At 51.2% G+C, this 26,576-nt stretch carries 24 protein-coding genes and 2 pseudogenes; 13 read left to right on the forward strand and 13 right to left on the reverse strand.

What is annotated here, in order from left to right:
• Window positions 1-847: 847 nt before the first annotated feature.
• A protein-coding gene (locus tag UC15_RS04940) for an IS3 family transposase (RefSeq protein WP_112287405.1) occupies window positions 848-1,968 on the reverse strand; the annotation gives its coding sequence in 2 pieces (ribosomal slippage) (window positions 848-1,710 and window positions 1,710-1,968; 1,122 coding nt in all).
• Window positions 1,969-2,073: 105 nt separating this feature from the next.
• On the reverse strand, window positions 2,074-3,618 hold the full coding sequence (locus UC15_RS04950; protein ID WP_112287406.1) for a PLP-dependent aminotransferase family protein: 1,545 nt from the start codon (window positions 3,616-3,618) through the stop codon (window positions 2,074-2,076).
• A 146-nt stretch (window positions 3,619-3,764) separates the two neighbouring features.
• On the opposite strand from UC15_RS04950, the gene UC15_RS04955 reads away from it, so the two are divergent.
• Complete coding sequence (locus UC15_RS04955; RefSeq protein ID WP_112287407.1) at window positions 3,765-5,033, forward strand: 4-aminobutyrate--2-oxoglutarate transaminase; 1,269 nt, start codon at window positions 3,765-3,767, stop codon at window positions 5,031-5,033.
• A gap of 8 nt (window positions 5,034-5,041) precedes the next feature.
• On the forward strand, window positions 5,042-6,496 hold the full coding sequence (locus tag UC15_RS04960; protein WP_112287408.1) for an NAD-dependent succinate-semialdehyde dehydrogenase: 1,455 nt from the start codon (window positions 5,042-5,044) through the stop codon (window positions 6,494-6,496).
• Between the two features lie 28 nt (window positions 6,497-6,524).
• Here the strand turns inward: UC15_RS04960 and UC15_RS04965 are convergent, their stop codons facing one another.
• From UC15_RS04965 to UC15_RS04980, 4 genes are all read right to left on the reverse strand, one after another.
• A complete protein-coding gene (locus UC15_RS04965) occupies window positions 6,525-7,553 on the reverse strand; it encodes a type II toxin-antitoxin system HipA family toxin (RefSeq protein WP_112287409.1) in 1,029 nt (342 codons plus the stop codon).
• Window positions 7,550-7,861 carry a HipA N-terminal domain-containing protein gene (locus tag UC15_RS04970; RefSeq protein ID WP_112287410.1) on the reverse strand — a complete coding sequence of 104 codons (312 nt, stop codon included), beginning with the start codon at window positions 7,859-7,861 and terminating at the stop codon, window positions 7,550-7,552. Before UC15_RS04970 ends, UC15_RS04965 begins: the two co-directional genes overlap by 4 nt.
• Window positions 7,846-8,139 carry a helix-turn-helix transcriptional regulator gene (locus UC15_RS04975; protein ID WP_112287411.1) on the reverse strand — a complete coding sequence of 98 codons (294 nt, stop codon included), beginning with the start codon at window positions 8,137-8,139 and terminating at the stop codon, window positions 7,846-7,848. Before UC15_RS04975 ends, UC15_RS04970 begins: the two co-directional genes overlap by 16 nt.
• Before the next feature lie 215 nt (window positions 8,140-8,354).
• Window positions 8,355-9,866 carry a sugar porter family MFS transporter gene (locus tag UC15_RS04980; RefSeq protein ID WP_255563907.1) on the reverse strand — a complete coding sequence of 504 codons (1,512 nt, stop codon included), beginning with the start codon at window positions 9,864-9,866 and terminating at the stop codon, window positions 8,355-8,357.
• A 306-nt stretch (window positions 9,867-10,172) separates the two neighbouring features.
• Here UC15_RS04980 and fabV point away from each other — a divergent pair, with 306 nt between their 5' ends.
• Window positions 10,173-11,369 carry an enoyl-ACP reductase FabV gene (gene fabV, locus UC15_RS04985; RefSeq protein ID WP_112287412.1) on the forward strand — a complete coding sequence of 399 codons (1,197 nt, stop codon included), beginning with the start codon at window positions 10,173-10,175 and terminating at the stop codon, window positions 11,367-11,369.
• 71 nt (window positions 11,370-11,440) lie between these two features.
• Here fabV and UC15_RS04990 read toward each other — a convergent pair whose 3' ends face one another.
• Together UC15_RS04990 and UC15_RS04995 are read right to left on the reverse strand one after the other, a co-directional pair.
• Window positions 11,441-11,701, reverse strand: coding sequence for a helix-turn-helix transcriptional regulator (locus UC15_RS04990; protein WP_112287413.1), 261 nt, complete (start codon window positions 11,699-11,701; stop codon window positions 11,441-11,443).
• A gap of 444 nt (window positions 11,702-12,145) precedes the next feature.
• Entirely contained in the window at window positions 12,146-12,868 is a 723-nt protein-coding gene (locus tag UC15_RS04995; RefSeq protein ID WP_112287414.1) for a putative quinol monooxygenase, read from the reverse strand.
• Between the two features lie 100 nt (window positions 12,869-12,968).
• On the opposite strand from UC15_RS04995, the pseudogene UC15_RS25910 reads away from it, so the two are divergent.
• From UC15_RS25910 to UC15_RS05005, 3 genes and pseudogenes are all read left to right on the forward strand, one after another.
• Window positions 12,969-13,136, forward strand: a pseudogene (locus UC15_RS25910) (LysR family transcriptional regulator); the annotation flags it as partial.
• Between the two features lie 122 nt (window positions 13,137-13,258).
• Complete coding sequence (locus tag UC15_RS05000; protein WP_112287415.1) at window positions 13,259-14,287, forward strand: aldo/keto reductase; 1,029 nt, start codon at window positions 13,259-13,261, stop codon at window positions 14,285-14,287.
• Window positions 14,288-14,368: 81 nt separating this feature from the next.
• The gene (locus UC15_RS05005; RefSeq protein WP_112287416.1) at window positions 14,369-15,277 is read left to right on the forward strand and encodes a LysR family transcriptional regulator; all 909 of its coding nucleotides are present in this window, start codon (window positions 14,369-14,371) and stop codon (window positions 15,275-15,277) included.
• A 63-nt stretch (window positions 15,278-15,340) separates the two neighbouring features.
• On the opposite strand, the gene UC15_RS05010 is transcribed toward UC15_RS05005, so the two are convergent.
• The 3 genes from UC15_RS05010 to UC15_RS05020 all read right to left on the reverse strand — a co-directional run bounded on the left by UC15_RS05010 (window position 15,341) and on the right by UC15_RS05020 (window position 21,317).
• The gene (locus UC15_RS05010; protein WP_112287417.1) at window positions 15,341-19,054 is read right to left on the reverse strand and encodes an autotransporter domain-containing protein; all 3,714 of its coding nucleotides are present in this window, start codon (window positions 19,052-19,054) and stop codon (window positions 15,341-15,343) included.
• Between the two features lie 281 nt (window positions 19,055-19,335).
• Window positions 19,336-19,641, reverse strand: a complete 306-nt coding sequence (locus UC15_RS05015) for a DUF1471 domain-containing protein (protein WP_112287418.1) — start codon at window positions 19,639-19,641, stop codon at window positions 19,336-19,338.
• Window positions 19,642-19,925: 284 nt separating this feature from the next.
• Window positions 19,926-21,317 carry an aldehyde dehydrogenase family protein gene (locus tag UC15_RS05020; RefSeq protein ID WP_112287419.1) on the reverse strand — a complete coding sequence of 464 codons (1,392 nt, stop codon included), beginning with the start codon at window positions 21,315-21,317 and terminating at the stop codon, window positions 19,926-19,928.
• Window positions 21,318-21,417: 100 nt separating this feature from the next.
• Here UC15_RS05020 and UC15_RS05025 point away from each other — a divergent pair, with 100 nt between their 5' ends.
• The 5 genes from UC15_RS05025 (at window position 21,418) to UC15_RS05045 (ending at window position 24,907) form a co-directional block, all read left to right on the forward strand.
• On the forward strand, window positions 21,418-22,302 hold the full coding sequence (locus UC15_RS05025) for a LysR family transcriptional regulator (RefSeq protein WP_112287420.1): 885 nt from the start codon (window positions 21,418-21,420) through the stop codon (window positions 22,300-22,302).
• A 535-nt stretch (window positions 22,303-22,837) separates the two neighbouring features.
• Window positions 22,838-23,245 carry an H-NS family nucleoid-associated regulatory protein gene (locus UC15_RS05030; protein ID WP_112287421.1) on the forward strand — a complete coding sequence of 136 codons (408 nt, stop codon included), beginning with the start codon at window positions 22,838-22,840 and terminating at the stop codon, window positions 23,243-23,245.
• Between the two features lie 210 nt (window positions 23,246-23,455).
• Window positions 23,456-23,989 carry a cytochrome b gene (locus UC15_RS05035; protein ID WP_112287422.1) on the forward strand — a complete coding sequence of 178 codons (534 nt, stop codon included), beginning with the start codon at window positions 23,456-23,458 and terminating at the stop codon, window positions 23,987-23,989.
• 163 nt (window positions 23,990-24,152) lie between these two features.
• Window positions 24,153-24,602: an STM2901 family protein gene (locus UC15_RS05040; protein WP_112287423.1), complete on the forward strand. Its 450-nt coding sequence runs from the start codon at window positions 24,153-24,155 to the stop codon at window positions 24,600-24,602.
• Window positions 24,602-24,907 (forward strand): DUF1493 family protein, encoded by a 306-nt coding sequence (locus tag UC15_RS05045; RefSeq protein WP_232829817.1) that lies wholly within the window; start codon window positions 24,602-24,604, stop codon window positions 24,905-24,907. Before UC15_RS05040 ends, UC15_RS05045 begins: the two co-directional genes overlap by 1 nt.
• Before the next feature lie 23 nt (window positions 24,908-24,930).
• On the opposite strand, the gene UC15_RS05050 is transcribed toward UC15_RS05045, so the two are convergent.
• Window positions 24,931-25,413 (reverse strand): Hcp family type VI secretion system effector, encoded by a 483-nt coding sequence (locus UC15_RS05050; RefSeq protein WP_112287449.1) that lies wholly within the window; start codon window positions 25,411-25,413, stop codon window positions 24,931-24,933.
• Between the two features lie 210 nt (window positions 25,414-25,623).
• Between UC15_RS05050 and UC15_RS05055 the strand changes: the two genes are divergently transcribed.
• Together UC15_RS05055 and UC15_RS05060 are read left to right on the forward strand one after the other, a co-directional pair.
• A complete protein-coding gene (locus UC15_RS05055; protein WP_112287424.1) occupies window positions 25,624-26,088 on the forward strand; it encodes an STM2901 family protein in 465 nt (154 codons plus the stop codon).
• Complete coding sequence (locus UC15_RS05060) at window positions 26,073-26,417, forward strand: DUF1493 family protein (RefSeq protein WP_112287425.1); 345 nt, start codon at window positions 26,073-26,075, stop codon at window positions 26,415-26,417. Before UC15_RS05055 ends, UC15_RS05060 begins: the two co-directional genes overlap by 16 nt.
• Before the next feature lie 21 nt (window positions 26,418-26,438).
• On the opposite strand, the pseudogene UC15_RS05065 reads toward UC15_RS05060, so the two are convergent.
• Window positions 26,439-26,534 (reverse strand): annotated as a pseudogene (locus UC15_RS05065) (type VI secretion system tube protein Hcp); the annotation flags it as partial.
• Window positions 26,535-26,576: the final 42 nt, after the last annotated feature.

Below are 26,576 nucleotides of genomic sequence, written 5' to 3' on the forward strand. Positions count from 1 at the left end.
CTCACCATCTCACCATCTCAACATCTCACCATCTCAACATCTCAACATCTCAACATCTCAACATCTCAACATCTCAACATCTTATGCTCCGGAGATAGCATGATATGATCTGTCGGATTTCAGGATTCGAGAAGCGTCAGGATTACAGGATTGATCTTTAAAATATTCGAAGCGGAACACTGATAGCATACCCGGATTCTAACCTCCCAGAATCACATGATACTTAAGTATCATTCTGAGATGATGGAATCCTGTGATTTTTACATCCCGTATTAGTGTTTTTGTAGCAGCCAGATCGTGGGTAGGATACTGGGATTTTATCATCCTGAGATTATAGCTGAATAGGTGATTACAGGATTATGGGATTATGTGTGGATATGAGGATTATGAGATTATATAATCATGCTAAGTATATCAATGACTTAATTATAATTACCGACTCAATATAAAAGGATTTTAGAATCTCAGGATTATAACGGGATTTCAGGATTATATGATTTCATGTCCGTATTTCAGGAATATGAGATTCTATAGGCGAAGGTGAGGATTATATAATCCTGAGATTAAGGAGGGATTATAGGATGCTAGGATTCTTATCCTGTGATTCTGTGTGGTCAGGATGGGATTATGTAATCACAAGATTATAGGATGTAAGTAGCCGAAATCTTAAGATTCAGAGATTCTGTGATTGTAAAATCCTGACATTTTTATCTTATGATTTCAGGATGCAGAAAGTATCAGGATTCAAAGATTTTTGGCTGATTACAAGATAATGGGATTCAATGATTTTTTAATTCTATGCTCTTAGAATTGTAAATTGACCTGCCCCCAGGATTAGATACAACGCTCACTTAGTAATGTCGGATCCTTCACTATCAGAATTACCCTTTCTCCAGCCCGCCGCAAACTCAGACGGCGTCTGATAATTCAGCGTGGAGTGCGGGCGGCACTCGTTATAATCCTGACGCCATTCACTGATGGTTTTCCTGGCATGGCTGACGTCGCTGAACCAGTGTTCATTCAGGCATTCATCGCGAAAGCGTCCGTTAAAACTCTCAATAAATCCGTTCTGTGTCGGCTTGCCGGGCTGAATGAGCCGTAGCTCCACGCCATGCTCAAAGGCCCATTGATCGAGCGCGCGGCAGGTAAACTCCGGGCCCTGATCGGTTCTTATCGTCGCCGGATAGCCACGAAACAGCGCAATGCTGTCCAGAATACGCGTGACCTGCACGCCTGAAATCCCGAAGGCAACGGTGACCGTCAGGCACTCCTTCGTGAAGTCATCCACGCAGGTCAGGCACTTGATCCTGCGACCGGTGGCCAGCGCATCCATGACAAAATCCATCGACCAGGTCAGATTCGGCGCTGCCGGGCGGAGCAGCGGCAGACGTTCTGTTGCCAGCCCTTTACGACGACGTCTGCGTTTTACGCCGAGTCCACTCAGATGGTAGAGCCGGTATACTCGCTTGTGATTAACATGAAGCCCTTCGCGGCGCAGCAGCTGCCAGATGCGGCGGTAACCAAAACGCCTGCGCTCCAGCGCCAGTTCGGTGATGCGCCCGGATAAATGCGCATCCGATGCCGGACGCTGCGCTTCGTAACGGCAGGTCGACAGGGACAAACCTGTCAGCCTGCAGGCACGACGTTGCGACAGACCGGTCGCATCACACATCAACACCACGGCTTCGCGCTTCTGGTCTGTCGTCAGTACTTTCGGCCCAGGGCCACCTGAAGCGCCTCCTTATCCAGCATGGCTTCGGCCAGCAGCTTCTTGAGTCGTGCGTTCTCTTCCTCAAGCGACTTCAGGCGCTTAACCTCGGGCACCTCCATGCCGCCATACTTTTTACGCCAGGTGTAAAACGTGGCATCGGAAATAGCGTGCTTGCGGCAGAGTTCCCGGGCGGATACCCCGGCTTCAGCCTCGCGGAGAATACTGATGATCTGTTGGTCGGAAAAACGCTTCTTCATGGGGGTGTCCTCATGTGGCTTATGAAGACATTACTAACATCGGGGTGTACTAATCAACGGGGAGCAGGTCAAAATCACGCAATCACATGATTATGGGATTGAGATTTACTGACTTACCTCTGGCCCGGTTGTACCAGAGGAAAGCAACCGACGTCGCAGACACTCGATGATATGCCTGAATGCAGTTTCTATTTCTTCCTCAGGTACACAGCCATAACCGAGCAACAATCCGCGACGCATAGCCGGGCGCAAATAATAAGCTGAGAGAGGGCGGGTCAAGATATTAAGTTGCTCAAGCTCTGCACTCAGCGCCACATCATCAATAAAATCCGGCAGCGAAAGGATCAGATGAAGTCCGGCATTGCTGTCTTCACACAGATATTCTGGTCCAAGTTCCTGTCCAATTATCCGGGTCAGCGCATTTCGGCGTTTACCATAAATCAGCCGCATTTTACGAATGTGCGCGGCGTAATGTCCTTCGCGAATAAATTCCGCCAGCGTCAGTTGCGTGAGTCCATTTCCCCCGCGGTACAGTTCTGAATGCGCAATTTTTAGGCGTGATGCCAGCGGGCGGGGCAGAACCATGTAACTGATGCGCATCGCGGGATACAGCGTCTTGCTGAATGTTCCGACGTAAATCACAGGCGCATCGCTGCTCAGTCCCTGCAGTGCCGGGATCGGACTGCCCGAGTAACGGAATTCACTGTCGTAGTCATCCTCCACAATCCAGCTGCCTTGCTCACTGGCCATTGCGAGAATTTTTTGGCGCCTTGCCAGACTCATCACCGAGCCGAGTGGATAATGATGTGACGGTGTCACGCATATCAGTTTCGGCACACGGCAATCCGGTGGTTTTTTAGACGGATTGTCAGGCGGATTGTCCGGTGGATCCATTCCGTTGTCGTCTACCTGAACCGGCTGAATATCCACGCCATTAATGGTCAATACATTACGAATTCCCCAGTAGCTGGGCTCTTCAATCCATGCGGTATCGCCGGGGTCGCAGAGCATTTTAGCCAGCAGATCCAGCGCCTGATGCGTGCCTGTGGTGATCAGGATCTGGTCAGCCGTGCAATCAACTGAACGTGCAACACGAAGATAATCCGCCAGTGCATGTTGCAGCTGCGGGCATCCGCCGTGGCGGGAATAAGTCAGGAATTCCGGGTGCAGGCGGCGGCTCAGGCGGTTATGAATTTTGCGCCAGATTTCATGTGGAAATTTGGTCACGTCGGGTACGCCCGGCATGAACGCGCCCCATTGTTGCGAGGCAACGCCTGTGCGCGTCAGCAACCGGGTGCCACGTTTGGAAAGCGCAACATGACTGCGAACTGGTGAAAAATATCGGGCAGTTTTATCGGCAATTACACCGTCCTCGGGCAAATCAGATGTGACGAAAGTCCCACTTCCGGTACGGGTCTGAATATAACCCTCCGCCTGCAATTGGTCATACGCCGCCAGCACGGTATTGCGCGAAATATCCAGCTCTTTCGCCAGATCACGCGAAGCCGGTAAACGGCTGCCTGGCGTGATACTGCCATCGAAAATTGCCTGTTGTAACGCCTGATATACGCGCTTATTCAACGTGCCTTTAGACGTGTCGGAAAGGCCGGTCAGGCGTTGCGAAATGAGGTCAGAAAGCAGTGAACGCAAAAGTGGTACCTCAAAATAATTCAAACTGGTTCTGGATTATAGAACCGCTGGCGCGATAAAACACAAGAACGGATTGCTATTTCGTCAAATTGTTCATCTTGCAACCGGCAATCTATAAAACATCAACCTTTATGCAGGAGCGAAAGATGAGTCACAGTGAACTGGAAAAACGCCGTAAAGAAGCGACCCCAAAAGGTGTTGGCGTGATGTGTGATTTCTACGCGGCGAAGGCGGAAAATGCCACGCTGTGGGATGAGCAGGGACGGGAATACATCGATTTTACTGCCGGGATTGCTGTGCTGAACACCGGGCATCGTCACCCGAAAATTGTTGAAGCGATCCGCACACAGCTCGACCTTTTCACGCATACGGCCTATCAGATTGTCCCGTACGCCAGCTTTGTGAATCTGGCAGAGCGCATCAATGCGATTGCTCCGGTCAATGGTAAAGCTAAAACGACCTTTTTCAGCACCGGCGCGGAAGCGGTAGAAAACGCGGTTAAAATTGCCCGCGCGGCAACCGGCCGCCCTGGCATTTTGACATTCTCCGGCGCTTTCCACGGACGCACGCTGCTGACCATGGCGCTGACCGGCAAAGTGGTACCTTATAAAGTCGGGTTCGGTCCTTTCCCTGCCTCCGTTTTCCATGCGCAATATCCAAATGCCGTGCATGGCGTCACCACTGAAATCGCACTCGACAGCATCGAGCGTATTTTCCGCAGTGATATTAGCCCTTCGCAAGTTGCAGCAATTATGTATGAGCCAGTGCAGGGCGAGGGCGGTTTCAATATTGCGCCGGAAGATTTCGTAAAAGGGCTGCGTGAAATCTGCGACCGCCACGGCATTGTAATGATTGCTGATGAAGTCCAGAGCGGTTTTGCCCGTACCGGCAAAATGTTTGCTTCGGATTATTATCCGGATGCTAAACCAGACATCGTCACGATGGCGAAAAGCCTCGGCGGCGGGATCCCGATATCCGGCGTAACGGGACGCGCTGAGCTGATGGATGCACCTGAGCCGGGAGGTCTGGGCGGAACTTACGCAGGTAATCCGCTGGCAGTGGCGTCAGCCCTTGCTGTGCTCGACATCATCGAAGAAGAAAAATTGTGTGACCGCGCAAGCCGGTTAGGAGCGGAATTGGTGGAAGTGCTGGAAAAAGCCAAAACGACATGCCCGGCGCTGGTGGATGTCCGCGCTCGCGGGTCGATGGTCGCTGCCGAATTTAACGATCCCGCGACCGGAAAACCATCTGCTGAGCTGACTAAACAGTATCTGCGCAAAGCGCTGGATGCCGGTTTGCTGATGCTGAGCTGTGGCGTACACGGTAACGTGATCCGCTTCCTGTATCCGCTGACCATTCCCGACGCCCAGTTTAAAGACGCACTGGCGATTTTATCCCGCGTTCTGGCTGACTGAGGCAACCTATGCAACTCAAACATCTAAGCCTTCTGCGCCAGCAGTGCCTCATTAATGGCGAATGGTATGACAGTGAAAACGGTGAGTTCGACAATGTGATTAATCCGGCAAACGGAAAGGTAATAGGTCACGTTCCGCAAATCACCACGGCGCAAACGGCGCAGGCCATCGTGTATGCAGAACAGGCGCAGCGAGTCTGGAAAGACAAGACGGCAAAACAACGCGCTGCGCTGATGCAGAAATGGGCACAGCTGATGCTGGAACACGCTGACGACTTAGCGGCATTGCTGACGGCGGAACAGGGTAAACCGCTGGCGGAAGCGCGGGGCGAAATCGTCTACGCCGCTTCCTTTATCGAATGGTTTGCCGAAGAAGCCAAACGCGTCGAAGGCAGCGTGCTGGCTCCTGTGCAGGCGTCGCAGCGGATGCTGGTTCTGAAACAACCGATTGGCGTGTGTGCGGCCATCACACCCTGGAATTTCCCTGCGGCGATGATCACCCGTAAAACGGCACCGGCGCTGGCTGCGGGTTGCGCAATGATTGTTAAACCAGCCGAACAGACACCCCTGACTGCGTTAGCGCTTGGACAACTGGCGATGGAAGCCGGTATTCCGGCGGGCGTTTTGCAGGTGATCACCGGTTCAGCGCAGGCCACGGGCAAGGTGTTGTGCGACAGTCCGGTGGTGCGCAAGCTGAGCTTTACCGGTTCGACTGAGGTGGGGCGCATCCTGATGGCGCAAAGTGCGCCGACGGTGAAAAAACTTTCGCTGGAACTGGGCGGTAACGCACCCTTTATTGTGTTCGATGACGCCAATCTGGAGCGTGCTGTGGCCGGGATCATGGCCTCGAAGTTTCGTAACAGCGGGCAAACCTGCGTTTGCGCTAACCGGATCTATGTCCAGCAGGGCATTTATCCGGCGCTTATCGCCAGACTGGTCGAAGAAGTGGAAAAACTCAACGTGGGTGATGGCACACAATCCGGCATCACGCAGGGGCCGCTTATCGACCAGGCTGCGGTCAGCAAAGTGCAGGAACATATAGAAGATGCGTTATCGCAAGGCGCCACGTTACTGACCGGGGGGCAGCCGCATGCGTTGGGCGGAACTTTTTTCCAGCCGACAGTTATCGGAAATGTTACCTCAGCGATGAAATTTGCGCGTGAAGAAACCTTTGGTCCGGTAGCACCTGTATTTAGCTTTACCGATGAAGCGCAGGCTGTGGCGATGGCAAATGATACAGAGTTTGGCCTTGCCGCATACATTTTTACCCGTGACGCAGCGCGTCAGTGGCGCGTGCCGGAAGCGCTGGAATACGGCATGGTGGGCATTAACACTGGCCTGATTTCCAACGAAGTCGCGCCGTTCGGGGGGATCAAGCAGTCCGGCCTGGGGCGTGAAGGGTCACGTCACGGGATGGACGATTATCTGGAAATGAAATACTTGTGTATTGAGCTGGGTGAATAAGGGAGTTGGAAATTGTTTTCCTGATCGTTCAGGGTAAATCCATCACCTCCAGCAGGTGCATTCTGCGGGAAACATATTCCAGAACTTTGTCACGCTGTTCTTCAGGCATATGACTTTCATGGTAAGTATCAATAATGAGCTGGTGGCTCCTGATGACATCAGCTAACCATTTTCTGGCGAGCGGGTTTTGGATCCCGATCCCTTCACCCAGGGCAACAAAATCAGCGCCTGTATACTCGCCGTAAGGTGAGTCAAGGCCCGGGGCGCTATCCTGATCGTTTTCTTCCCTTTCGAGAAGTGGCAACGCGAGATATTCGCCAAACGCTGCGGGGTAAGGAACAACGCTGATAAAGTCATAAACAGGAGCAAGTGAAGCTGGAGCATTTCGGGGTAGCAAAATGCCAAAATTACGCAGGTGAAAGTCGTTGTTACCGAGTACATAGGCGTAAACGATGCGCAGAAAAATATCGCGTTTATTCGTCAGATTATTGCCCAGATTATCCAGCAAAAAACGGGCGGCTCTTTGGTAACTGATCGCTTTTTTATCGTTGATAGTGCCATATTTATCATTAATTCCCATCGCACCATCGAGCTGTTCCTGATGCGTTCGGTCTTCACCAGTCTGTCCGCGGTCATATCTTCTTATCACAAAGGCCAGCTCACACTGTTGCGCTTCATCCTCTTTCCGAAAACGGACGAGGCCAAAAGGGGGAACCCTGAATTTGAGGCGAGCCATTACAGTCATTGTCGCGTGTTCATTTTCGGCGAGATGAGGATACTCTTCCGGAGAGGGTTTCAGTATGTACGTCCCATCATTGCTTACCACCCTAAATTCATTATCCTCAATGGCTAATGATAGTTTTGGTTGATAGCCCGATATGCTCATGCCTTTCTGATGCTTTGGCTGTTCCTGAATAAACTGTCTGCGTGTAAAAGGTAAATCTGGCATCATTTTGGGATGTAGAAGTAATTGTTTGATGCCTTTTCTGGAATATCCGCTCCCAATTTCGACACCTTTCAATCGGCTTAAATTGATCAGGCAGTGTTCTGAGTTCACGATTTCCTCTCTTTAATCACGATGGCACCCAGCAAATCATCACCGTTATGCATGAGTAATCCGAATAAGTCCCTTGAGTCGATTTTCTGGATTTCTGAATAGCGCTTGCGCAACCACCCTTCAGGTGCCAATCCTTTGAAGAAAGGATGTAAGTCCTGACTTATGTAAGGCTCTGTTCTGACCGGCATACTGATGGAGAGGGCGGGACCCGCATAGCCGGTGAAATACGAAAATTCATACTTGTTTTCAAGCTCGCTCAATATGCCGGCGGCTTCATCGTACAACCATACTTCTATTTCTCGAGCCATACATTTATCCCGAGTTCTTTTAGTAAGGCATTGAGATTGATAGTTTTCGAACCCGCAGGGTCTGCAACTATTCTTTTAAAAGTTGATAAAGATACGCCAATTTGCAGAGCCATTTCCTGATAGGTAATGTTTTGTTGTTTCATCTTTTGAATGATGAGTGCTGTCAGCCCGGATGGCTCAAAAGGGAGACGCTGAACGGCACTTAGCCGTTCAATAAATAACCGCCTTTCATTTTCGGAAAGCTGAGAGAGGAAAGTTTCTACGCTGCTCGGGGTCATATTTGACTCTATCAGGCTCGGTCGGTGAGAAATTAAGCAAGTTATCTCATTATATGACGGAAAGTGTCATATTTGAACCTCTTGGCGAATAAAGATGCAGTTTTAGCATAAGCGTTGTGTAAACAGGGATGAAAAGGTCAAATATGACACTTTGTTCTTAGCATATTTTACCGGCCAGACCAAAGCCTGACCGGTAAGGTTATGACATCACAGCCTTAACTTCTTGCTTCCTGCGGAGCAGGGTCATCCTGTAAGTGCTTTTTGAAGTGTTTCTCAATTTGCTCTAACGTTTTGCCCTGCGTTTCCGGTGCGAAGATGATCGCGAAAATGCCCCCTGCGACACCGATGGCGGCAAAGCAGAAGAAGGACATCGTCAGTCCGATGGTATCCAGCATGATCGGGAACATAAAGGCGATGGAGAAGTTGGTCATCTGCATAGCAAAGACTGATACGCCGTTAGCCATACCGCGGATGCGCATCGGGAACATTTCCGACAGCAGCAGCCAGGTAACAGGCGACAACGCGCCCTGCTGGAAGCAGAGGAAAATCAGCATACCGCCAAGAACCAGATAGCTGCGAACCGCATCGGGATGGCCGTTGACAGTTTCCGGCATCAGCCAGGTGACTAATCCGATGGCAAGCAGCGTCAGGGTACAGCCGATCTGACCGGTCAGCAGCAGCGGACGGCGCCCGAAGCGACTGAGCAGCATGATGCCCACAAACGTCATGATCACCGAAATCACTCCGTTGGCGATGGTCGCCATCAGAGACGCGTTAGTGCTTAATCCCGTGGCCTGCAACATGGTCGGTGCGTAGAACATGATGGTGTTCACGCCAGAAAGCTGTTGCAGCATGGCGATACCAATCCCCAGAAATACCAGTCGTTTCATCCAGACGGAAATCGTCTTCTGGCGGCGGGAATGTTTCTCGCTTTTAGAACTCATGGAACTGCGGATCTCGCTCAGTTCTTTCTCAACCTTGCCTGCTTTACGGGTGCGTTCCAGCACGTCACGCGCCTCGCGATAGCGGCCATGCATGGCGTACCAGCGCGGTGTGTCAGGCAGGAACAACATACCGACCCATAAAATCACCGCCGGAACACAGGCGACACCCAGCATCCAGCGCCAGGTGGTTTCGCCGCCCCAGACTTCGTTAATGGCCGCGTTACTGGTGTAAGCAATCAGCTGGCCGGACACGATCATCAGTTCCTGCAAGGTGACGAACTGCCAGCGGCGGTTAGAAGGAACGATTTCCGCAATATAAATCGGCACAATCGCCGCCGCGCCGCCGACGGCCAGTCCGAGAATAAAGCGGAACATAATCATCAGCACGACGTTGGGTGCCATGGCGCAACCCAGCGAACCGGCCATGAATATGATCGCCATCACCAGAATGATTTTTTTGCGCCCGAACCGGTCAGCGACCCGACCCGCAAAGACCGCGCCGATAGCAGAACCCAGTATCAGGAAACTGGTGACCATACCGGTGGTCACCGACGTCAGATGCAGATCGTGCTTCATGAACAGCAGCGCGCCCGCAATCACACCTGTATCGTAGCCGAACAATAAACCACCGAGGGTGGCAATAAACGCAATTACTTTTACCAGCGGTTCGGTCGGCGGCGGCGTTTTCTTCGCCTCGCTTTCCTGCCCGCTGTTGAGTTTCTCAGTCACAAGTGCTCCCTGTATTTCATTATTGTTGTCATATTTTTGTGTGATGCAGATCACACAACCTCTAAATCTAACCCATGTTTAGGATTTTGGTAGGCGGCGGGGGAAATTAGTCATGGATTACAACGCAGACACAAAAATTTCGGAAAATACTGAATGCCGCGCAGGAGTGAGACGGGAAGTGCATTACACTTTCTCAAAGAGGATATCGCGGTTCGTTTTTTATCCATTCGGGTAAAATAAGCGCTGTTTTTACTTCAGAGAAGTCTGTTTACGATGGGAAAAAGCAGCAGGTTTTGCCTGAAACGGCGCAAACCTATATTCTATCGGCCAATTTACTGAGACAGTTGCAATGAGGTCTATATGATTATCAAACCACGCATCCGTGGCTTTATCTGTGTTACTGCCCATCCGGAAGGTTGCAAGGCGAACGTTAAAGAACAAATCGACTACGTTACCGCGCAAGGCAAAATCGAAGGCGGTCCGAAAAAAGTCCTGGTGATCGGTGCTTCTACCGGTTACGGCCTCGCTGCCCGCATCTCAGCTGCTTTCGGTTCTGACGCAGCAACGCTGGGCATCTTCTTCGAACGTCCGGGCGATGAATCCAAAACCGCTACCGCAGGCTGGTACAACTCTGCAGCCTTCGAAGAATTTGCGGACGCAAAAGGTCTGTACGCTAAAAGCATCAACGGCGACGCGTTCTCTGATGAAGTGAAGCAAAAGACCATTGAGCTGATCAAACAAGATTTAGGTCAGGTAGATCTGGTGGTTTACAGCCTGGCCGCGCCGCGCCGTACCCATCCGAAAACCGGTGAAGTGTTCAACTCCACCCTGAAACCAATCGGTAAGCAAGTCACCATTCGTGGCATCAATACCGATAAAGAAACTATCAACGAAACCACGCTGGAACCGGCAACCCCTGAAGAAATCGCGGGCACCGTTGCGGTCATGGGTGGTGAAGACTGGCAGATGTGGATCGACGATCTGAAAGCCGCCGGTGTACTGGCTGAAGGCGCGAAAACCACGGCGTTCACCTATCTGGGTGAAGAAGTGACGCAGGACATCTACTGGAACGGTTCTATCGGTGAAGCGAAGAAGGATCTGGACAAACGTGTTCTGGATATCCGCAGCACACTGGCAGAGCAGGGCGGCGACGCACGTGTTTCCGTACTGAAAGCCGTTGTCACTCAGGCGAGTTCTGCTATCCCTGTGATGCCGCTGTACCTTTCCCTGCTGTTCAAAGTGATGAAAGAGAAGGGCACTCACGAAGGTTGTATTGAGCAGGTTTACGGTCTGTACAAAGACAGCCTGTACGGCGCTGAGCCGCTGGTCGACAACGAAGGCCGTCTGCGCGCTGACCTGAAAGAGATCGCGCCAGAAGTGCAGGCAGAAGTCGGCAAGCTGTGGGATGAAGTCACCAATGACAATATTCCTGAGCTGACAGATTTCTCGGGCTACAAAAGCGAGTTCATGCGTCTGTTCGGCTTTGGCCTGAACGGCGTTGATTACGCAGCCGATACTAATCCAGACGTGAAAATCAAACATCTGATCCAGATGTAATTTGGATTAACGCTTAGATTGCTAAAACCCCATATTCGCTGAGAAGCGGGTGTGGGGTTTTTTATAACTTTCTACACGCCGCCTGCAGATCTCACCTTCCGCTGAATAAGTTCACGCGTCTTTGAATCGAAATACCGGCTTGGCCAGATGGCGCTCGGGTGCATATCCAGTGCCTGCGCAATAAGCATCTCGCCTTTCGGCCAGGGTCTTGAAAGTGCGTTAGACAGTGTAGAGGAACTCAGACCGGCAGCGCGGGAGACGGCGGCCATCGTTGTACCTTTCTTACGTAATCCGGCAATGATATCTGCCTGATGCCAGTCGTGATTATTCATGACGGAGTGCTCCTGTTTTGGACAGCACAGGAACAGCAGAGCGGAAGGGCAGAAATGTGGGGCGATGTGATAGTTTCATTTTTTGGAGTCTCTGGTTTGTGAATTTAACCACCACCAGAGCTGCGAAACTCTTATTGGTGGTAGCTCAGACAAGGTTCGCAGTACCGGCACAAACCAGAAACCCGGCCAACCCGAAGGTTGCCTTGCCTGAGCCACCATTGAATGTACAAACACGATATCTGCGTTTGACAGGTACAGGGAAGCTCAACACATAATTATGACATATGTGTTTCTGGTGTGGTATTCAGGCTGCGAAACCCGGCTGCGGATTTTGCCGCAGCGGGCGCACTATAGCGTAATTGAGTAAGCTAAACCAACGGGCTAACCGCGAAAATGAGGTGCGCTTTCCAGAGAAATTTCACGCGTTGCAGTGGGTTACATCCCTTACGGCCTTGTAAATCTTAAACCCCCTTTGTTCAGCAGAAGGTCCGGGCTTACGGGCACGGCTTCTTTATTGGTCGTCATATTTGCTGTTTGTTTCAGGTAGTCGATGAAATGCGGGGTCTGGCGGTGCGCCTCATAAGCCGCTGTACTGGCGTAGATCTCGTAGAAATACCAGCGGTTGCTGTTTTCTTTATCGGTTGCTGCATACATTGCCAGTACGCCATCTTCCACTTTAAGCGACTCCATCATTTCGGGAAGAACGATGTCTTTAAAGGCCTGGCTGAATTCAGGTTTCACATCGACGATAACGAAGTTGTTTATCGTTGCATCATTTTGTACCACTTTTTTATCGCCCAGAAACTGAGGGACAGTATCGATCTTACGCTTGTGATTCGTTTCAATAATATCCGGGGTGTTCTGAATAAAAGCTTTATATTGTGGGGACTCAAGATGCTTTTTATAAGCATCATTGTCTGCGTAAATTTCCACCATATAAGCAATATTCACGTTGGCTTTCTGCCTGATGGAATACATGCCCAGCGTTCCCGCTTCGTCAGCGATGGAAGCCGTAATATTCTTTTTTGCCATCTCTTCGTAAGTGGCCGTTTTTCCTTGCTGAATACCCAGCTCAAAAATAGAAAAAACGGGAGCCGCAGGCGTGATCCGCTCCTGAGCGGCAACCGCGCTGCTCAGCGCAAGAGTAAAAATAAGGATGTTTTTCATAGTGTACCTGTTCAGAGGATTTATTCTTCTTTTACAGCGGGTTGCTTAATTTACTATAAAGTATAGTGGATCCTGATTGTGTTTTTTAGGGTATCAATGGTTTATACCCATTTATGCGCTGCAACCTAATAGTGAACAGTTTATTCCTGCCATGAAGTCCTGCAGGAAAACCTATCCGCCGGTCTATTTGTACTATCTGAAAAGTACCGGAAAGACCAAAATAGTCAAAAACCTGATCGACTTTCTGCTGAGTAAAATGCAAAAGTGAGGGCAGATATCAGCCCAAATTACGGCCATTAATGAATTTTACTCAATGCGCCATGCATTAAAACGCCCTTCACGCAGTGAGTTCTGCCGGTTACGGTAACTGATATAACTCAGGAGAAGCACATGGAATATATCAATTTAGGCCGTACCGGACTGAAGGTCAGCAGGCTGTGTCTCGGATGTATGAGCTACGGTGAACCCGACCGGTTGCCGCAGCCTTGGTCGCTGGGAGAGGATGATTCACGTCCGCTGATCAGGCAGGCACTCGAGGCGGGCATCAATTTCTTCGATACCGCGAACGTTTATTCCGGCGGCAGTTCGGAAGAGATTGTCGGGCGCGCCATCCGCGATATGGCAAAGCGAGATGAAGTGGTGATTGCCACCAAAGCGTTTTTCCCGTTGCGCAATGCGCCGAATAACGGTTTTCTGTCGCGCAAGGCGTTGTTTCAGGCAATTGATGACAGCCTCAGTCGCCTGGGTATGGATTATGTTGACCTCTATCAGATCCATCGTTTTGACCACAGCACGCCGGTTGAGGAAACGATGGAAGCTCTGCATGACATCGTGAAAGCGGGCAAAGCGCGGTATATCGGCGCTTCATCGATGGAGGCATGGCGGTTTGCCAAAATGCAGCATACCGCGGAGAAAAATGGCTGGACGCGTTTCGTGTCCATGCAGCCGCAGTACAATCTTCTATATCGGGAAGAAGAGCGCGAAATGTTGCCGCAATGTCTGGATCAGGGCGTGGGTGTTATCCCCTGGAGTCCGATGGCTCGCGGGCGGCTGACGCGTGACTGGGATGAGAACACAACACGCAGCGAAAACGACGCCTTTGCGCTGAAAATGTACCAGAACGCCGCCGAGCTGGATAAGCCGGTTGTGGATGTGGTGGCGCGTATTGCTCAGAAGCATGGCATATCCCGTGCACACATAGCACTTGCCTGGCTGCTGTCGAAACCGGTGATCACCGCACCCATTGTCGGTGCGACGAAACCTGCACATCTTGCTGAAGCCATTGGTGCGTTAAACTTCCGGCTGAGTACTACAGAAATTGAAGAACTTGAAGCGCCTTATCTGCCACACCCTGTCGATGGCGTGATCCCGCCGCTGCCTGCCGCAGCGCCCGCGCTGACACCGCCTTGCGGAATTTAACTCCCCCGGGGCAGACTGGCGCGACGATTATCACGGTGAGCGGATAAGGCGGAATGCGTTAACTAAAAAGGTATTTCGCGTATGCAAACCAACCGCTCTGACGTGGCCGATCTGATTTACTTTCTGGCTATTGCCCGGCACCGCAGTTTTAGTCGCGCGGCAGTTGAAATGGGTGTCAGTGCGTCGGCGCTGAGCCACGCGCTGAAAGGGCTGGAGAGCCGTCTGGGTGTCCGGTTACTTAACCGCACGACAAAAAGCGTGACCCTGACAACCGCCGGTGAAGCACTGGCAACGTCGGTGGGGCAGCCGTTTGAGGCGATTGATAACGCGCTCGAGACACTCAACAGGTTTCGCGATACGCCGAGCGGCCGGATCCGCATTAATGCAGCGGTTGAAGCCGCGAACCTTTTGATTGCTCCGGTCATTCCGGCCTTTATGGCGCGCTACCCTGATGTGGAAATTGATCTCGTGGCCAGCAACCGGCTGATCGATGTCACCGATGCCGGATTTGACGCCGGTATCCGTTATGGGGGCACTGTGCCTGAAGACATGATTGCCCGGCGGCTTTCGGCGGATATCCGTTGGGTGATCGCCGCTTCCCCTGATTATCTGGCGCGGTCCGGCACACCTGAACATCCTGACGACCTGATGAACCACCGTTGCATCAGCAATCGCCTTGGCGATGACCGCATTTACCGCTGGGAGCTGGAACGTAATGGCGAGGCTCTGCAAATCACCGTACCGGGATCGGTTACGGTCGATCAGGCCCAGACCGGGCTGGTTGCAGTGCTCGGCGGGGCTGGTCTGATGTATTTGCCGGAGCCACTTGTCGCCCATTATGTGCAAGAAGGGCGTCTCCGGCTGGTGCTGACAGACTGGGCGCCAGCCGGAGAAGGGTTCTACATTTACTATTCCAGCCGCCGGCAGTTGCCAACCGGATTACGCCTGCTGATTGATTTTATCCGTGAAGTCAGGCCTCTGGGTTTGTAGTCGTGTGGTGGAGCCATGTCGGTTACATAAGTCGGTTACTTAAAAACAGGCCTGGCTTCCTTATCAGAACCCGATATTCACCCGGATCATGATCATCTGCGAGCGGCTGCGTGCCTCATCCAGCCCGAGCGTGCCCTGATAGGCGATGCCCGGCGTGATGTTATGCGGCAGCAGGAAATCCAGCCCCATGCCTAACACCAGATTTTCCTGACTGTCGCCGTAGACATCCGCACTCCACGTATCATTGCCGGAATCGGCGTAACCCAGACGGGCGCGACCCGGATCGCTGAAAGCCTGCGTGTATTCGAAACGACTTTGCCAGCGCAGCACCGACCACGTCAGTGGCAGTGCGTATTGGGTGCGAACGCCGAGCGCGCCGGTCACATCATTCAGTACCTGGGAGGCGAAAGCCAGATCGTAGGCATCGGCGCTGGATTCCCTGTAGCTGTCGAGCCGGGTGCGAGACAATTGCAGGCGTCCGTATGGCGAAATCAGCAGGTCGGGCAGACGATAGTCATAACCCGATGTCAGAGCCCCAAATACCTGATAACCGCCACGGTCGCCGCGGGCGAATTGATCTATTTCTGTCACATAACGACGGCTGTCGTAGTCCAGACGGCTGTATCCGAGCAAACCATCGATAAAGAAACGGCTGGGATGATAGCTGCCATAAAGCGCCGAGCTGATGGATTGGCCGTTGCTGCGGGAACCGCTGTCACCGATATCACTGACGTCTCTGCCAAAACCAATCCCCATACCTGCGGTGAAAGTCGGGGTGAACTGGTAGTCCGCGCCGGTGCTGATGCCGACCAGCGTGTGACTGAAACTCACACCGTCTTTCCCTGAGTGGCCGAAGTCAACAAATCCGCCGGTCCAGTAATTGATACGCGAGTTCGCACCCTTAAGCGGATGCTGCGCGGCGTTTTTATCGGTCAGTTGCGGCAGTTCAGGCTGCGGACGATTGTGCTCCCATGCGGTGTCCCACAGCGTGTCATCGTTGCCGCGTTCCTTTTTAGACGCTGGCATATTGAAACGGATGCCGTTCATATCGCTGCGCGCACTGGCCGGGTTGTGCAGCGTTTCCAGACGATCGCTGAAGTTGCGGATTTGCGCACGCGCGAAATTTTGCGCCGACTGAATCTGCGCGCTGACCAGGCCGAGCACATCCGGATCTTTGGACGGGTCAGGACGTCCTGCGATGGTCAGCGTGACGGTCGCTGGCGCAGATTGCGAGTCTTGCGTCAGCAGCACATAACGCAGTACCACCGTGCCGGAAGCCTGAGCCGTAGTCTGGAAGTCGAGATAAATACTGTTGTCGCTTTGCTCCAGCGCCGCACTGCCGAGCGTTGCCGCCGGAGAATCGACAAGACGCGCACCAGTGAACGGCCCGCCGGTGGCATTTTCTGTCAGGTTTACCCGCACGGATTTGCCAGCCAGAACGGAGGCCGCATGGCTGACGCCCACCGGCTGCGCGCTGGTGACGTTTAGCGTGTACGCGACCTGAGCCGTTACGCCGCTGGCGTCGGTGGCGATCAACGTAAAGCTGTTGTTCCCCGCTGCGGAAGGGGTTCCGCTCAGGGTGTCACTGCTCAGTGTTAATCCGGCAGGCAATGTCCCTGACACGCGGTACTGATACGGTGCCGTGCCGCCGGTTGCGCTGAACATCTGGCGATAAGGCGTGCCAGCGCGACCATCGGTCAACGCGCCGCTGGCAGGCGTAAAGGCCAGCGATACGGCAGTGATATTCAGCGTGACCGTCGCCTGTGCTGCGCCAAAACTGTTGGAAGCGCTGTAAATGAAACTGTCACTACCGGAATAACCTGCAACCGGCGTGTAGCGGATTTTAAGATTCTGGATGCGCGCCGTGCCGTGTGCGGGTTGCTGCACAATCGCCAGTGACGTGACTGCGCCGCCCGACAGCACCGGCTCGATCAGATTCTCACTGGTATTGGCCGCCACGCTCGAGGATACCGCACTGACCACCGGTGCCTGTCCGGCAACGGTCAGTGCGTAGTTTACGGTGCCGGTGATCCCGTGACTGTCCGCGGCACTTACCTGAATGGTATAAGTGCCGGAAGCGGCGGGTGTACCGGAAATTTCACCCGTGCTGGCGCTGACGGAGAGTCCGGCAGGCAGGCCGGATGCGCTGTAGGTGTATGGGGCGGTGCCGTTGCTGGCAGTAATGATCTGCGACCACGGCGTACCTGCGGTGGCTGCGGGTAATGCGCCGCTCGCAGGCGTGAAGCCGAGCGTCACGCTGGCTACGGTCACATTCACCGTTGCAGCGGATGAAGTTCCCCAGTTATTGCTGGCGGTGTAAGTGAAACTGTCGGTATCTGAATATCCGGGCGCAGGGGTGTAACTCAGTGAGGTACCCGAAGCCGTTGCCGTGCCGTGAAGCGGTGCGGTCGTAACGGTGACTGACGTTGCGACGCCGCCAGACAGTGCCGGCACAATGGCATTGTTGCTGCTGTTACCGGCAACTGTGGTGCTGACCGCACCCGCGACCGGTGCCTGCCCGTTAACGGTTATCGTATAGCTTTGGTTTCCGGTGGCAGCATTCGCCGTATCATGCGCCACGACGGTAATGTTAAAGCTGCCCGTTGCAGTCGGCGTTCCCGAAATTTCGCCATTTAATGCCAGTGTTAATCCGGCAGGTAACGCATCCCCGGTCGTGAACTGATAGCTGCCTGACCCGCCGGTTGCCGTCAGTGTCTGGCTGTAAGCGGTGCCGGATGTGGCAGAAGGTAAGGTGACAGGCGACAGTGTAATTACCGGTGCGGCGACATTCACGCTGATGGTCGCTGGCGCGGATGTGCCCCAGTTGTTGCTGGCGGTATACGTGAAAGTGTCCGTACCGAAATAGTTTTGCAACGGCGTATAAAGGGCAGTTGAGCCTGAGAATACGACCGAACCGTGTGCAGGTGCCGCACCCTGTGCCACCAATGTCGCTGCGCCACCGGAAAGGGGCAGGGTAATCGTATTGTTAGTGCTGTTAAACGCCACGCTGGCGCTGGCAGAACCGGCGACCGGTGCTAAACCGTTGCGTTGAACCTGAACAGAATAGCCGGACGTGGTGGTGCCGTCGGCAGCCGTCACGGTGACGGTGATCGTGTTACTGCCTTCACTTAACGGGATCGCCCCTGACGCACTGCCGGAAGTGACGGAAGTTCCATTCACTTTTACGGTTGCGGTGCTGTCGGTGGTCACTGGTGTCAGCGTAATGCTGGTCACGTTATTGGCGACGATTGCGCTGTAAGAGGTTGTCCCGCTGGAAAAGGTCGGGGAAAGCGAACCGGTTGAAAGTGACAGCGCCGAGAGGCTGGCATCGGTGGATGCGCTGACCGGTGAGGTACAGGAAACGCTGAGAGGGCTCAGGTAGCCGTGGCTGGTGGTGATGCGAAAGCGAACTCCCGCACTCGCAAGTTGTGACCCTGTCACGGTATAAGAATGAGTACCTGCCGTGCCGCCGGTGACGTAGTAGGTTGAGAATGTCGACTGCGCATAATTCGTCAGGCCAAAGCTGTCCGTATCTGTCATCTCGCTGTTCACACCGGCGCCAGAATCTGAAAACGTCAGCGTTAAGGTATCACTGGTATCAAACTGGCTGGCCTGATAAGCCTGACTTGAAAAGTTCGCGGTAGAAAACGTGCGGTTATTCAGCGCCGTACACCCTGCCGATTGAGCAATGGCCTGGGATACAGAGAAGAGTGATAACAAAAGAAAAGCACAGACAAAACGGGCAAAGTGCCCGGTCGCGCGGCGATGGCGAGTCATGTAAATTCCCTGAGATATTCTGACGTGCAGGCGTCTTTTTGTGTGGTTGTTTTGGTGATGTTATAAGAATGTTCCTAATGCCATTGCTCAAATAGCGAGTAAAAAACGGCTAATTCCGGTGAGATCAAAAGGGATGACGTCAGGGTGTGTCAGTCGCAATCGGGGGATGAGTAGTCAGAAGGGCGTTCAGAGAAATGATATTGAAAGGCGAATTAAATAAAAAAGCCGCAGACCTGTCCGGTATGCGGCTTTTTATATTTTACTTAAACTGTCAGGAAACATCAGTCATAGGCCACTTTATGGTTGATATGATAAAACGTCGCGGTGGCTGCCATGACGTGTTGTTCCTCTTTACCCGGTTTATGGGATTCCACATTAGTAATGTGATAACCGACCGCACCTGCATCTAACGCTTTTTTAACAATCGCATTGTTGAGTTCTTCCATGGAGGTAGCCCAGGAAACCGTTGTTACACCAACAGCTTGCAGGGAGGCTATTTCACGATGTGATAATCCGCTGCGGATCAAAACAGGCTTAACAGACTTCGGATAGAATATGGATAAAACATCATTTACTAAGCCTTTCATGGAGTTATCCCTTAAGAGTTCACTGTCTGAATCGGATATTACGTTGCCGTCAATTCATCGGCACAACATTAATAAACACCTTTTCATGTGACGAACTTTAGCTTTAATTGCTAATTTCTTGTTAAGAAGGGTTTCGCCACAATTAACGCGATTTTAAAAGAAGATGCTTTCATTTCGTTACAGGTTCGTTATTTTTGACATGAATAAAAGGAAGGGAAAAGATAACGGGCACTTTCGCGCCCGGATGAGATTTCTTTTATACCCTTTACGGATCGCGGCGGGTGTTATTTCCGGTTGCTCCACACGGTCTGCACGTTACAGAACTCGCGTAAACCGAAGTGTGAAAGCTCACGACCATAGCCGCTTTTTTTCACTCCACCGAACGCAACACGCGGATCGGATGCACTGTAACCGTTGATAAACACACCGCCGGTTTCCAGTTCATTCGTCATCTCTTCTGCCCGCGCAAGGTCAGTCGTGAAGATCGTCGCACTCAGACCAAAATCGCTGTCATTAGCCAGTTCGACGGCATGGTCAGCATCGCGCGCGACCGTAATGGCGGCGACCGGACCGAACAGTTCCTGGCGGAATGCGGTCATTTCAGGCGTCACATTGCTTAAAATAGTCGGCGCATAGAAATTACCGTTTCCGGCAATTTTCTCGCCGCCGAGCAGCAGGGTTGCGCCTTCTGCCAGCGTATCCTGAACCTGTTTATCCAGTTCATCACGCAAATCATAACGCGCCATCGGGCCGATATAGGTCGCGTCATCCAGCGGATCGCCCGTCACCAGCGCCTGTGCGGCGGCCACAAATTTCGCAGTGAAGGCTTCCAGCACACCTTCTTCCACGATGAAGCGCTTCGCCGCAGCACAGACTTGCCCGGTGTTCTGATAACGACCGGCGACCGCCGCTTTTACGGCTTCATCCAGACTGGCGTCATTGAGTACGATGAACGGGTCTGAACCGCCCAGTTCCAGCACACATTTTTTCAGAGACTTACCTGCCAGCTCTGCAATTGCCGCACCGGCACGCACGCTGCCTGTCACCGTCACGGCAACGACGCGCGGGTCAGCAATCAGTTCTGCCACTGCCGGATTTCCGACATTAATCACACCAAACGCACCGGCCGGAAAACCAGCTTTCAGCGCGGCCTGTTTCACCAGATACGTGGTGCCCATCACGTTCGGCGCCGGTTTTAACAGGAAAGTATTACCCGCCAGCAACGCCGGCACGGCACCGCGCAAAATCTGCCACACCGGAAAATTCCACGGCATAATCGCCAGGATCATTCCGGAAGGGCGGTAATGAATGTGCGCCTCGCCGTTATCGACCATTGTCGGTTCCGGAGCCAGCATTGCCGGACCGTTTTTAGCGTACCACTCACACAATCCGGCTGACTTTTCCACTTCAGCACGCGCCTGTTTCACCGGCTTGCCCATTTCGAGGGTGATCATGCGGGCGATGTCTTCGCTGGCGGAGCGCAGTTCGGCGGCCAGATTGACCAGCAGCTTTGCCCGCTGTTGGACGTCAGTTTTGCGCCATTGCTTAAATGCCGCGCTGCCCTGCGAAACCGCCGCTTCCAGTGCCAGCGTGGTGTCAAAAGGATATTCAGCGATACGTTCGCCGGTGAACGGATTTTGCGAAATGGCATGTGTTTGCGAATTTGTCGTCGTCATTGTTTATTCCTCGTTAAACCAGTGCGTTCAGAATAGAGGGTTGCGTGTTTTAATAAAAATGAATAAAAATAAGTAAACCATTCACTTTTTGAGAAAGCTTATGAATCTCTCACAGCTTGAGATGTTCCGTGCCGTTGCTGAAACCGGCAGTATCAGCGCCGCTGCACAGCGGGTACATCGTGTTCCGTCGAATCTGACAACACGCATTAAGCAGCTTGAGGCGGAGCTGGGCGTCGAATTATTCATCCGCGAGAATCAGCGGTTACGTCTTTCGCCAGCAGGGCGTAATTTTCTCGATTACAACAACCGGATCCTGGATTTAGTGGAAGAAGCGCGGTTGTCGGTGGCCGGAACAGAACCGCAGGGGATTTTCGCACTGGGGGCGCTGGAAAGTACCGCCGCCGTGCGTATTCCGGCGTTGCTGGCGCGATATCATCAGCAGTTCACCAAAGTTGAACTGGCGTTGAGTACAGGTCCGTCGGGTGAATTGCTGGATAAATTGCTCGAGGGCGAGCTGGAGGCAACGTTTGTCGACGGGCCCGTCCTGCATCCTGTGCTGGATGGTGTGCCGGTATATCCGGAGGAAATGGTGATTGTTGCGCCGCTGCATCATGCACCGGTCACACGCGGGCAGGACGTAAACGGAGAAATTGTGTATGCATTTCGCTCCAACTGTTCTTACCGGCGTCATTTTGAAAGCTGGTTCGCGGATGATGGTGCAGCGCCGGGGAAAATTTACGAGATGGAGTCCTATCACGGCATGCTGGCCTGCGTCATTGCAGGCGGCGGACTGGCGCTGATGCCACGCAGTATGCTGGAAAGTATGCCGGGCAGCAGTACGGTGAGTATCTGGCCGCTGGCTGACAATTATCGTTATCTGATGACCTGGCTGGTGTGGCGGCGGGGGATCCTGACCAGAAACTTGTCTGAGTTTGCGAAGATGGCCAGGGAACTGACAATCAGCCTTCAGCTACCTGCAAAATGATCTGCCAGTCCAGCGCAAGTTTCAGCGCTACACAGCCAGCACAAACAACAAAAATGGTTTTGAACATAACGGTCAGGGGTCTTATTTTGTGATTTAAGTCTCATTTTACCGTCGGAGTTGTTTAATCGCTTCTAAAAAATGGTGCAGAAGATGCTTTTTCTAACCCGTTTTACCGAAATGATTATTCAGAAAAGAGTAATGCTTCGCACCTAAAGACCAGACTTTGACAAATTTGTACATAATAACAACATAGTTTATTCACGGACTGACACTATTATCAAAGTGTGCAAATTGTGATTAATAATATTTTTCTGGCGTTTTTTAGGTGTTTAAAGTGATTTCTTCGTAAAAGTTTTAATTACTCAGCGACAACAAGTTGTTATGAGAGGGAGTATTAACAATTAAAGAAAAAGAGTGGTGACTGCCACCGTTGTGTCACGGTGCATAATATTCTGCTGGCGCAATTGATATCATTATTTCTTTGTGTAGAATCAGGGTCACTAATTTAATGATACCCCTCTAAAGTGAGCACATCATGGACAACGCGTTAAACGTTTTGAATAATATCCGTACACTTCGGGCACAGGCTCGTGAAATGCCACTCAGCACTCTGGAAGAAATTCTCGAGAAGCTGACTGCAATTGTTGAAGAATCACGCGAAAATGTGAAAGCGCGCAGTGCGCAGCAGCAGGAACGTGACGAAAAATTACTGAAATACCGTGAAATGCTGGCAAACGACGGCATCGCTATTGATGACCTGCTGGGTCACCAGACAACCAAAGAATCCGGTAAAGCCAAGCGTAAACCACGCCCGGCAATCTATGAGTATACCGATACCGACGGTTCTAAAAAAACCTGGACCGGCCAGGGCCGCACTCCTTCTGCCATTAAAGCGGCGCTGGATGGTGGTGCAACATTAGAGAGTTTCCTGATCGCGCGTTAATCAGGCTACTGATGTGTTCAGTGTTTTCTGCCCTGCAAACTGCGGGGCAGATAACACACTTTTTTGCCTCTTCTTTCTCACTGCGCTATTCCCTTTTTTAACATCGTAATACCCCTGTATCCGATCATTTCTCGCCGGTGCTCATTCCTCTTAATGTAAGCTTAAGTCTCAGCAAGTATGGTTAACGTCTCTTCGTTTACCGGAAATGCTATGCGTACCCGATATTCTTCCGTTCAAATTTTGCTCCACTGGCTGGTGTTTGTTTTAGTGGTAATGACCTATACCACGATGGATATAAAAGGGTGTTTTGCAAAAGGCACGCCCTTGCGGGAGTTATTAGCCCTGACGCATTACAGTCTGGGATTTTGCGTATTATTTCTGATGTGTATACGGCTGTTTGTTCGCGGGATGTATGTTACGCCACCGGTCAAACCCGCGTTGCCGCGCTGGCAGCATTATTTTTCAGGTGGCGCGCAGATTCTTATATATCTGATGTTTCTCAGCTTACCGGTGATGGGTATTTTGTCACAATATTATGGCGGGCATGACTGGACGATGTTTAACATCCTTATGCCGAAAAGCGTGTTTCCGAATTTACCGTTACAGAAACTATTAAAAACGCTGCATGAATGGCTCGCTAACGCGGGGTATTACCTCATCGGATTACATACTCTGGCGGCTCTCTGGCATCACTATCGCCGGCGCGATAACACGCTGATCAGGATGTTACCGGGAAAAAAATAGCCCGCGGATGCGTGGATCAATGAAACCGTTGCAAGGTTCTGGTATCAACAGACCGATTAACGTGATGGAAGGAGCAATGATGATATTCAGTGCGAGGGGGCACATTGTCTGCTTATGAATGCGGCAGTATTCTAAAGCCCTGCGAATCAAATGGATATTGAGAATGGATACTACCGAAACGCTAAACGGGACGTACTTCTATCACGGTCATGCCAATGTAAGCGCTCAGGAGTTATTTTGGTTGATTTTTGCGGAGTCCTTTGCTGAGCATCAAGGGCTCGCTATAGAAACCTCTGCGATGATCATTGCAGGCTGGCCAATTCTTCCAAAACCGAAGGGATTGGGGGATTCAACCTGGGGGACCAGCGTCGCTTCAAAACTTTCTCGAAGAATTTTTAAAGATATGCGCTTTGTTGAACCAGTGGCAACACCTGTAGGTTTCATGAAAACCCGCATGACAAAAAGTGTTGGTGCTGCTGTCGGGCGTTATGCGCCGTATGTCGGAGGAACAATTCCTGCCATGATCATATTTGGAATCATAGCCAGAAAAACCAGGAATAAATATAATCTGATTGCACGGCCGAAAGACCGTATTGAATGGACGTATTTCTGATGGTCGATGAGAAAGAGATTTTAAGTTACATCACTGATAAATATAGCGTACGAAAGCAAAAAGTTCTTAAAGAATGGACCTTTCAGGAGCATTTTAATTATCTTCAGGAAGAATTAGAAGAAATGTTAGTAGATTTGTTTACCCGGTACGGTATTTCGTACGATAACTTTAATTTAGATAATTATTTTGAACCAGAATGGCCTGTGTGGTTATGGTGGAAGAAATTACAACGTCGAGTTTACAAGCCGCTTACGGTCGAGATGATTATCGAATCAGCAAAGGCGGGTCATTGGCTATATGATTAAGGGGCGGTATGCCCCTTTTCACATTATGCAGTCTGGCGGTCATCCCATGAATCAGCATAGATGATATTGCCATCGTTATGCTTCCACGTAATCTTCTCGTAGCGTAATTCAACAGATTCCATATGGTTTTCATTAGGATTGCTTGAATGACCCATTACTGGGGAAATAGAGACAATCCGCACACCTTCTAACAGCTTGTTGAAATACTCAACTTCCTGACCTGCATCATTAATCCGATACCATTTGAATTCAGCCGAAGCAAGGCATTGAACCGTTGCCACTGCTTTGTAGATATATGGGCTTGAACAGTCAAAATCTTTCACCAGCATCATAGGGGAATGAATACGTGTTCCCGTAATTTTCCCTGTACGATCATCAGTTGGCGTCATCAGATTATGATGGAATCCTTTTACTTCGATGCTGTATTCCCGCCCGATAACATCCACACCGCCTTTAATCAGTGCGCCGCCATCGTCTTTAAGCCATAAATAAGCTGGTATAGCCATTTTCAAAAAATCCATTTTAAAAGTGAGGCTTCAAAGTATTCCTTTATCCAGCGGGGCACAATTATCGAAGGTCGTAATAGTCTGATTTTCAGATGTTTATTACTGTTAGCGGGGCTCCTGCTGCGTGAAGCGTCCGCACATAGAATTCCCTTTGCCTGCTTATGAACACAGCAGTATTCTAAAACCCTTCTAATAAAATGGACATTGAAAATGGATACTACCGAAACGCTAAACGGGACGTACTTCTACCACGGTCATGCGAGTCTGAGTAATCAAGAGTTATTCGGATTAATTTTTATTGAAAGCTTAGCGAACCACCTCGGCTTAGACACTACGGCTACAGTTCTCATTATTACAGGGCTGCCTTACATTCCGGTTCCGGGCAAAATGGTAACTGCAATAACGGGAACCAGCGTGGCGTCAAAGCTAACAAGAGCACTTTTAAAGCAAGCCAAACTACCCTTTAGCCTTAAAGCGTGGACGCCGGTTGGTAAGACTTTCAATACTCTGGCTATGCGTAGAACCACTAAATGGGCTGCATTGATTGATAGATATGTGCCCTTTGTTGGATATGCAATGGCAATCATATTAGTCCAGCAGGTGGCAACTGAAACCAGATCGAAATATAACTTAATCGCCCATCCAGAAGATCGTATTGAATGGACGTACTTTTAATGGACGAAAAAGTTTTGTTAATGTTCCGCGAGGAAATACCTGGATACTACGATTTCGATTTAAAAAGGGAAGTGTCGCTTGAGTTTGATACTGAGCTACAGGATTTTGCTCCGGGTGATGATTTCATATGTGCTCTCGAAGCCTATGAAAAAACCTTTAAAGTGGATCTTTCAGTCGTAAATTGGTCCCACTATTTTCCTTGGGAAAACCTTCCTTTTTTAACTCGCTGGTTTAAGGCTAAGCGTAAGGATGTTGAAAAGATCAGAAAGCCTTTAACGGTGAGAATGTTTGCAGAATCGGCTAGGGCGGGTAAATGGCTTTATGATTAAGGGGCATTTTACCCTTTTTAATTATGCAGTTTGGCGATCATTCCACGAGTCAGAAAATATGATGTTCCCATCATTGTGCTTCCACGTAATCTTCTCGTAGCGTAATTCAACAGAATGCGCCCGTTCAGCGTTGAAATTTGCATGAACAGGCGGAAAGGT

It is taken from the genome of Rahnella sp. AN3-3W3 (assembly GCF_003263545.1).
Classification (GTDB): domain Bacteria; phylum Pseudomonadota; class Gammaproteobacteria; order Enterobacterales; family Enterobacteriaceae; genus Rahnella; species Rahnella variigena.

Excerpts from the sequence above, each read along its gene's own strand:
- UC15_RS04955 (WP_112287407.1), top strand. The coding sequence starts at position 3,765 with ATGAGTCACAGTGAACTGGAAAAACGCCGTAAAGAAGCGACCCCAAAA.
- UC15_RS04960 (WP_112287408.1), top strand. The coding sequence starts at position 5,042 with ATGCAACTCAAACATCTAAGCCTTCTGCGCCAGCAGTGCCTCATTAAT.
- UC15_RS04970 (WP_112287410.1), bottom strand. The coding sequence starts at position 7,861 with ATGGCTCGAGAAATAGAAGTATGGTTGTACGATGAAGCCGCCGGCATA.
- UC15_RS04975 (WP_112287411.1), bottom strand. The coding sequence starts at position 8,139 with ATGACCCCGAGCAGCGTAGAAACTTTCCTCTCTCAGCTTTCCGAAAAT.
- fabV (WP_112287412.1), top strand. The coding sequence starts at position 10,173 with ATGATTATCAAACCACGCATCCGTGGCTTTATCTGTGTTACTGCCCAT.
- UC15_RS04990 (WP_112287413.1), bottom strand. The coding sequence starts at position 11,701 with ATGAATAATCACGACTGGCATCAGGCAGATATCATTGCCGGATTACGT.
- UC15_RS04995 (WP_112287414.1), bottom strand. The coding sequence starts at position 12,868 with ATGAAAAACATCCTTATTTTTACTCTTGCGCTGAGCAGCGCGGTTGCC.
- UC15_RS05000 (WP_112287415.1), top strand. The coding sequence starts at position 13,259 with ATGGAATATATCAATTTAGGCCGTACCGGACTGAAGGTCAGCAGGCTG.
- UC15_RS05005 (WP_112287416.1), top strand. The coding sequence starts at position 14,369 with ATGCAAACCAACCGCTCTGACGTGGCCGATCTGATTTACTTTCTGGCT.
- UC15_RS05010 (WP_112287417.1), bottom strand. The coding sequence starts at position 19,054 with ATGACTCGCCATCGCCGCGCGACCGGGCACTTTGCCCGTTTTGTCTGT.
- UC15_RS05015 (WP_112287418.1), bottom strand. The coding sequence starts at position 19,641 with ATGAAAGGCTTAGTAAATGATGTTTTATCCATATTCTATCCGAAGTCT.
- UC15_RS05020 (WP_112287419.1), bottom strand. The coding sequence starts at position 21,317 with ATGACGACGACAAATTCGCAAACACATGCCATTTCGCAAAATCCGTTC.
- UC15_RS05025 (WP_112287420.1), top strand. The coding sequence starts at position 21,418 with ATGAATCTCTCACAGCTTGAGATGTTCCGTGCCGTTGCTGAAACCGGC.
- UC15_RS05030 (WP_112287421.1), top strand. The coding sequence starts at position 22,838 with ATGGACAACGCGTTAAACGTTTTGAATAATATCCGTACACTTCGGGCA.
- UC15_RS05035 (WP_112287422.1), top strand. The coding sequence starts at position 23,456 with ATGCGTACCCGATATTCTTCCGTTCAAATTTTGCTCCACTGGCTGGTG.
- UC15_RS05040 (WP_112287423.1), top strand. The coding sequence starts at position 24,153 with ATGGATACTACCGAAACGCTAAACGGGACGTACTTCTATCACGGTCAT.
- UC15_RS05045 (WP_232829817.1), top strand. The coding sequence starts at position 24,602 with ATGGTCGATGAGAAAGAGATTTTAAGTTACATCACTGATAAATATAGC.
- UC15_RS05050 (WP_112287449.1), bottom strand. The coding sequence starts at position 25,413 with ATGGCTATACCAGCTTATTTATGGCTTAAAGACGATGGCGGCGCACTG.
- UC15_RS05055 (WP_112287424.1), top strand. The coding sequence starts at position 25,624 with ATGGATACTACCGAAACGCTAAACGGGACGTACTTCTACCACGGTCAT.
- UC15_RS05060 (WP_112287425.1), top strand. The coding sequence starts at position 26,073 with ATGGACGTACTTTTAATGGACGAAAAAGTTTTGTTAATGTTCCGCGAG.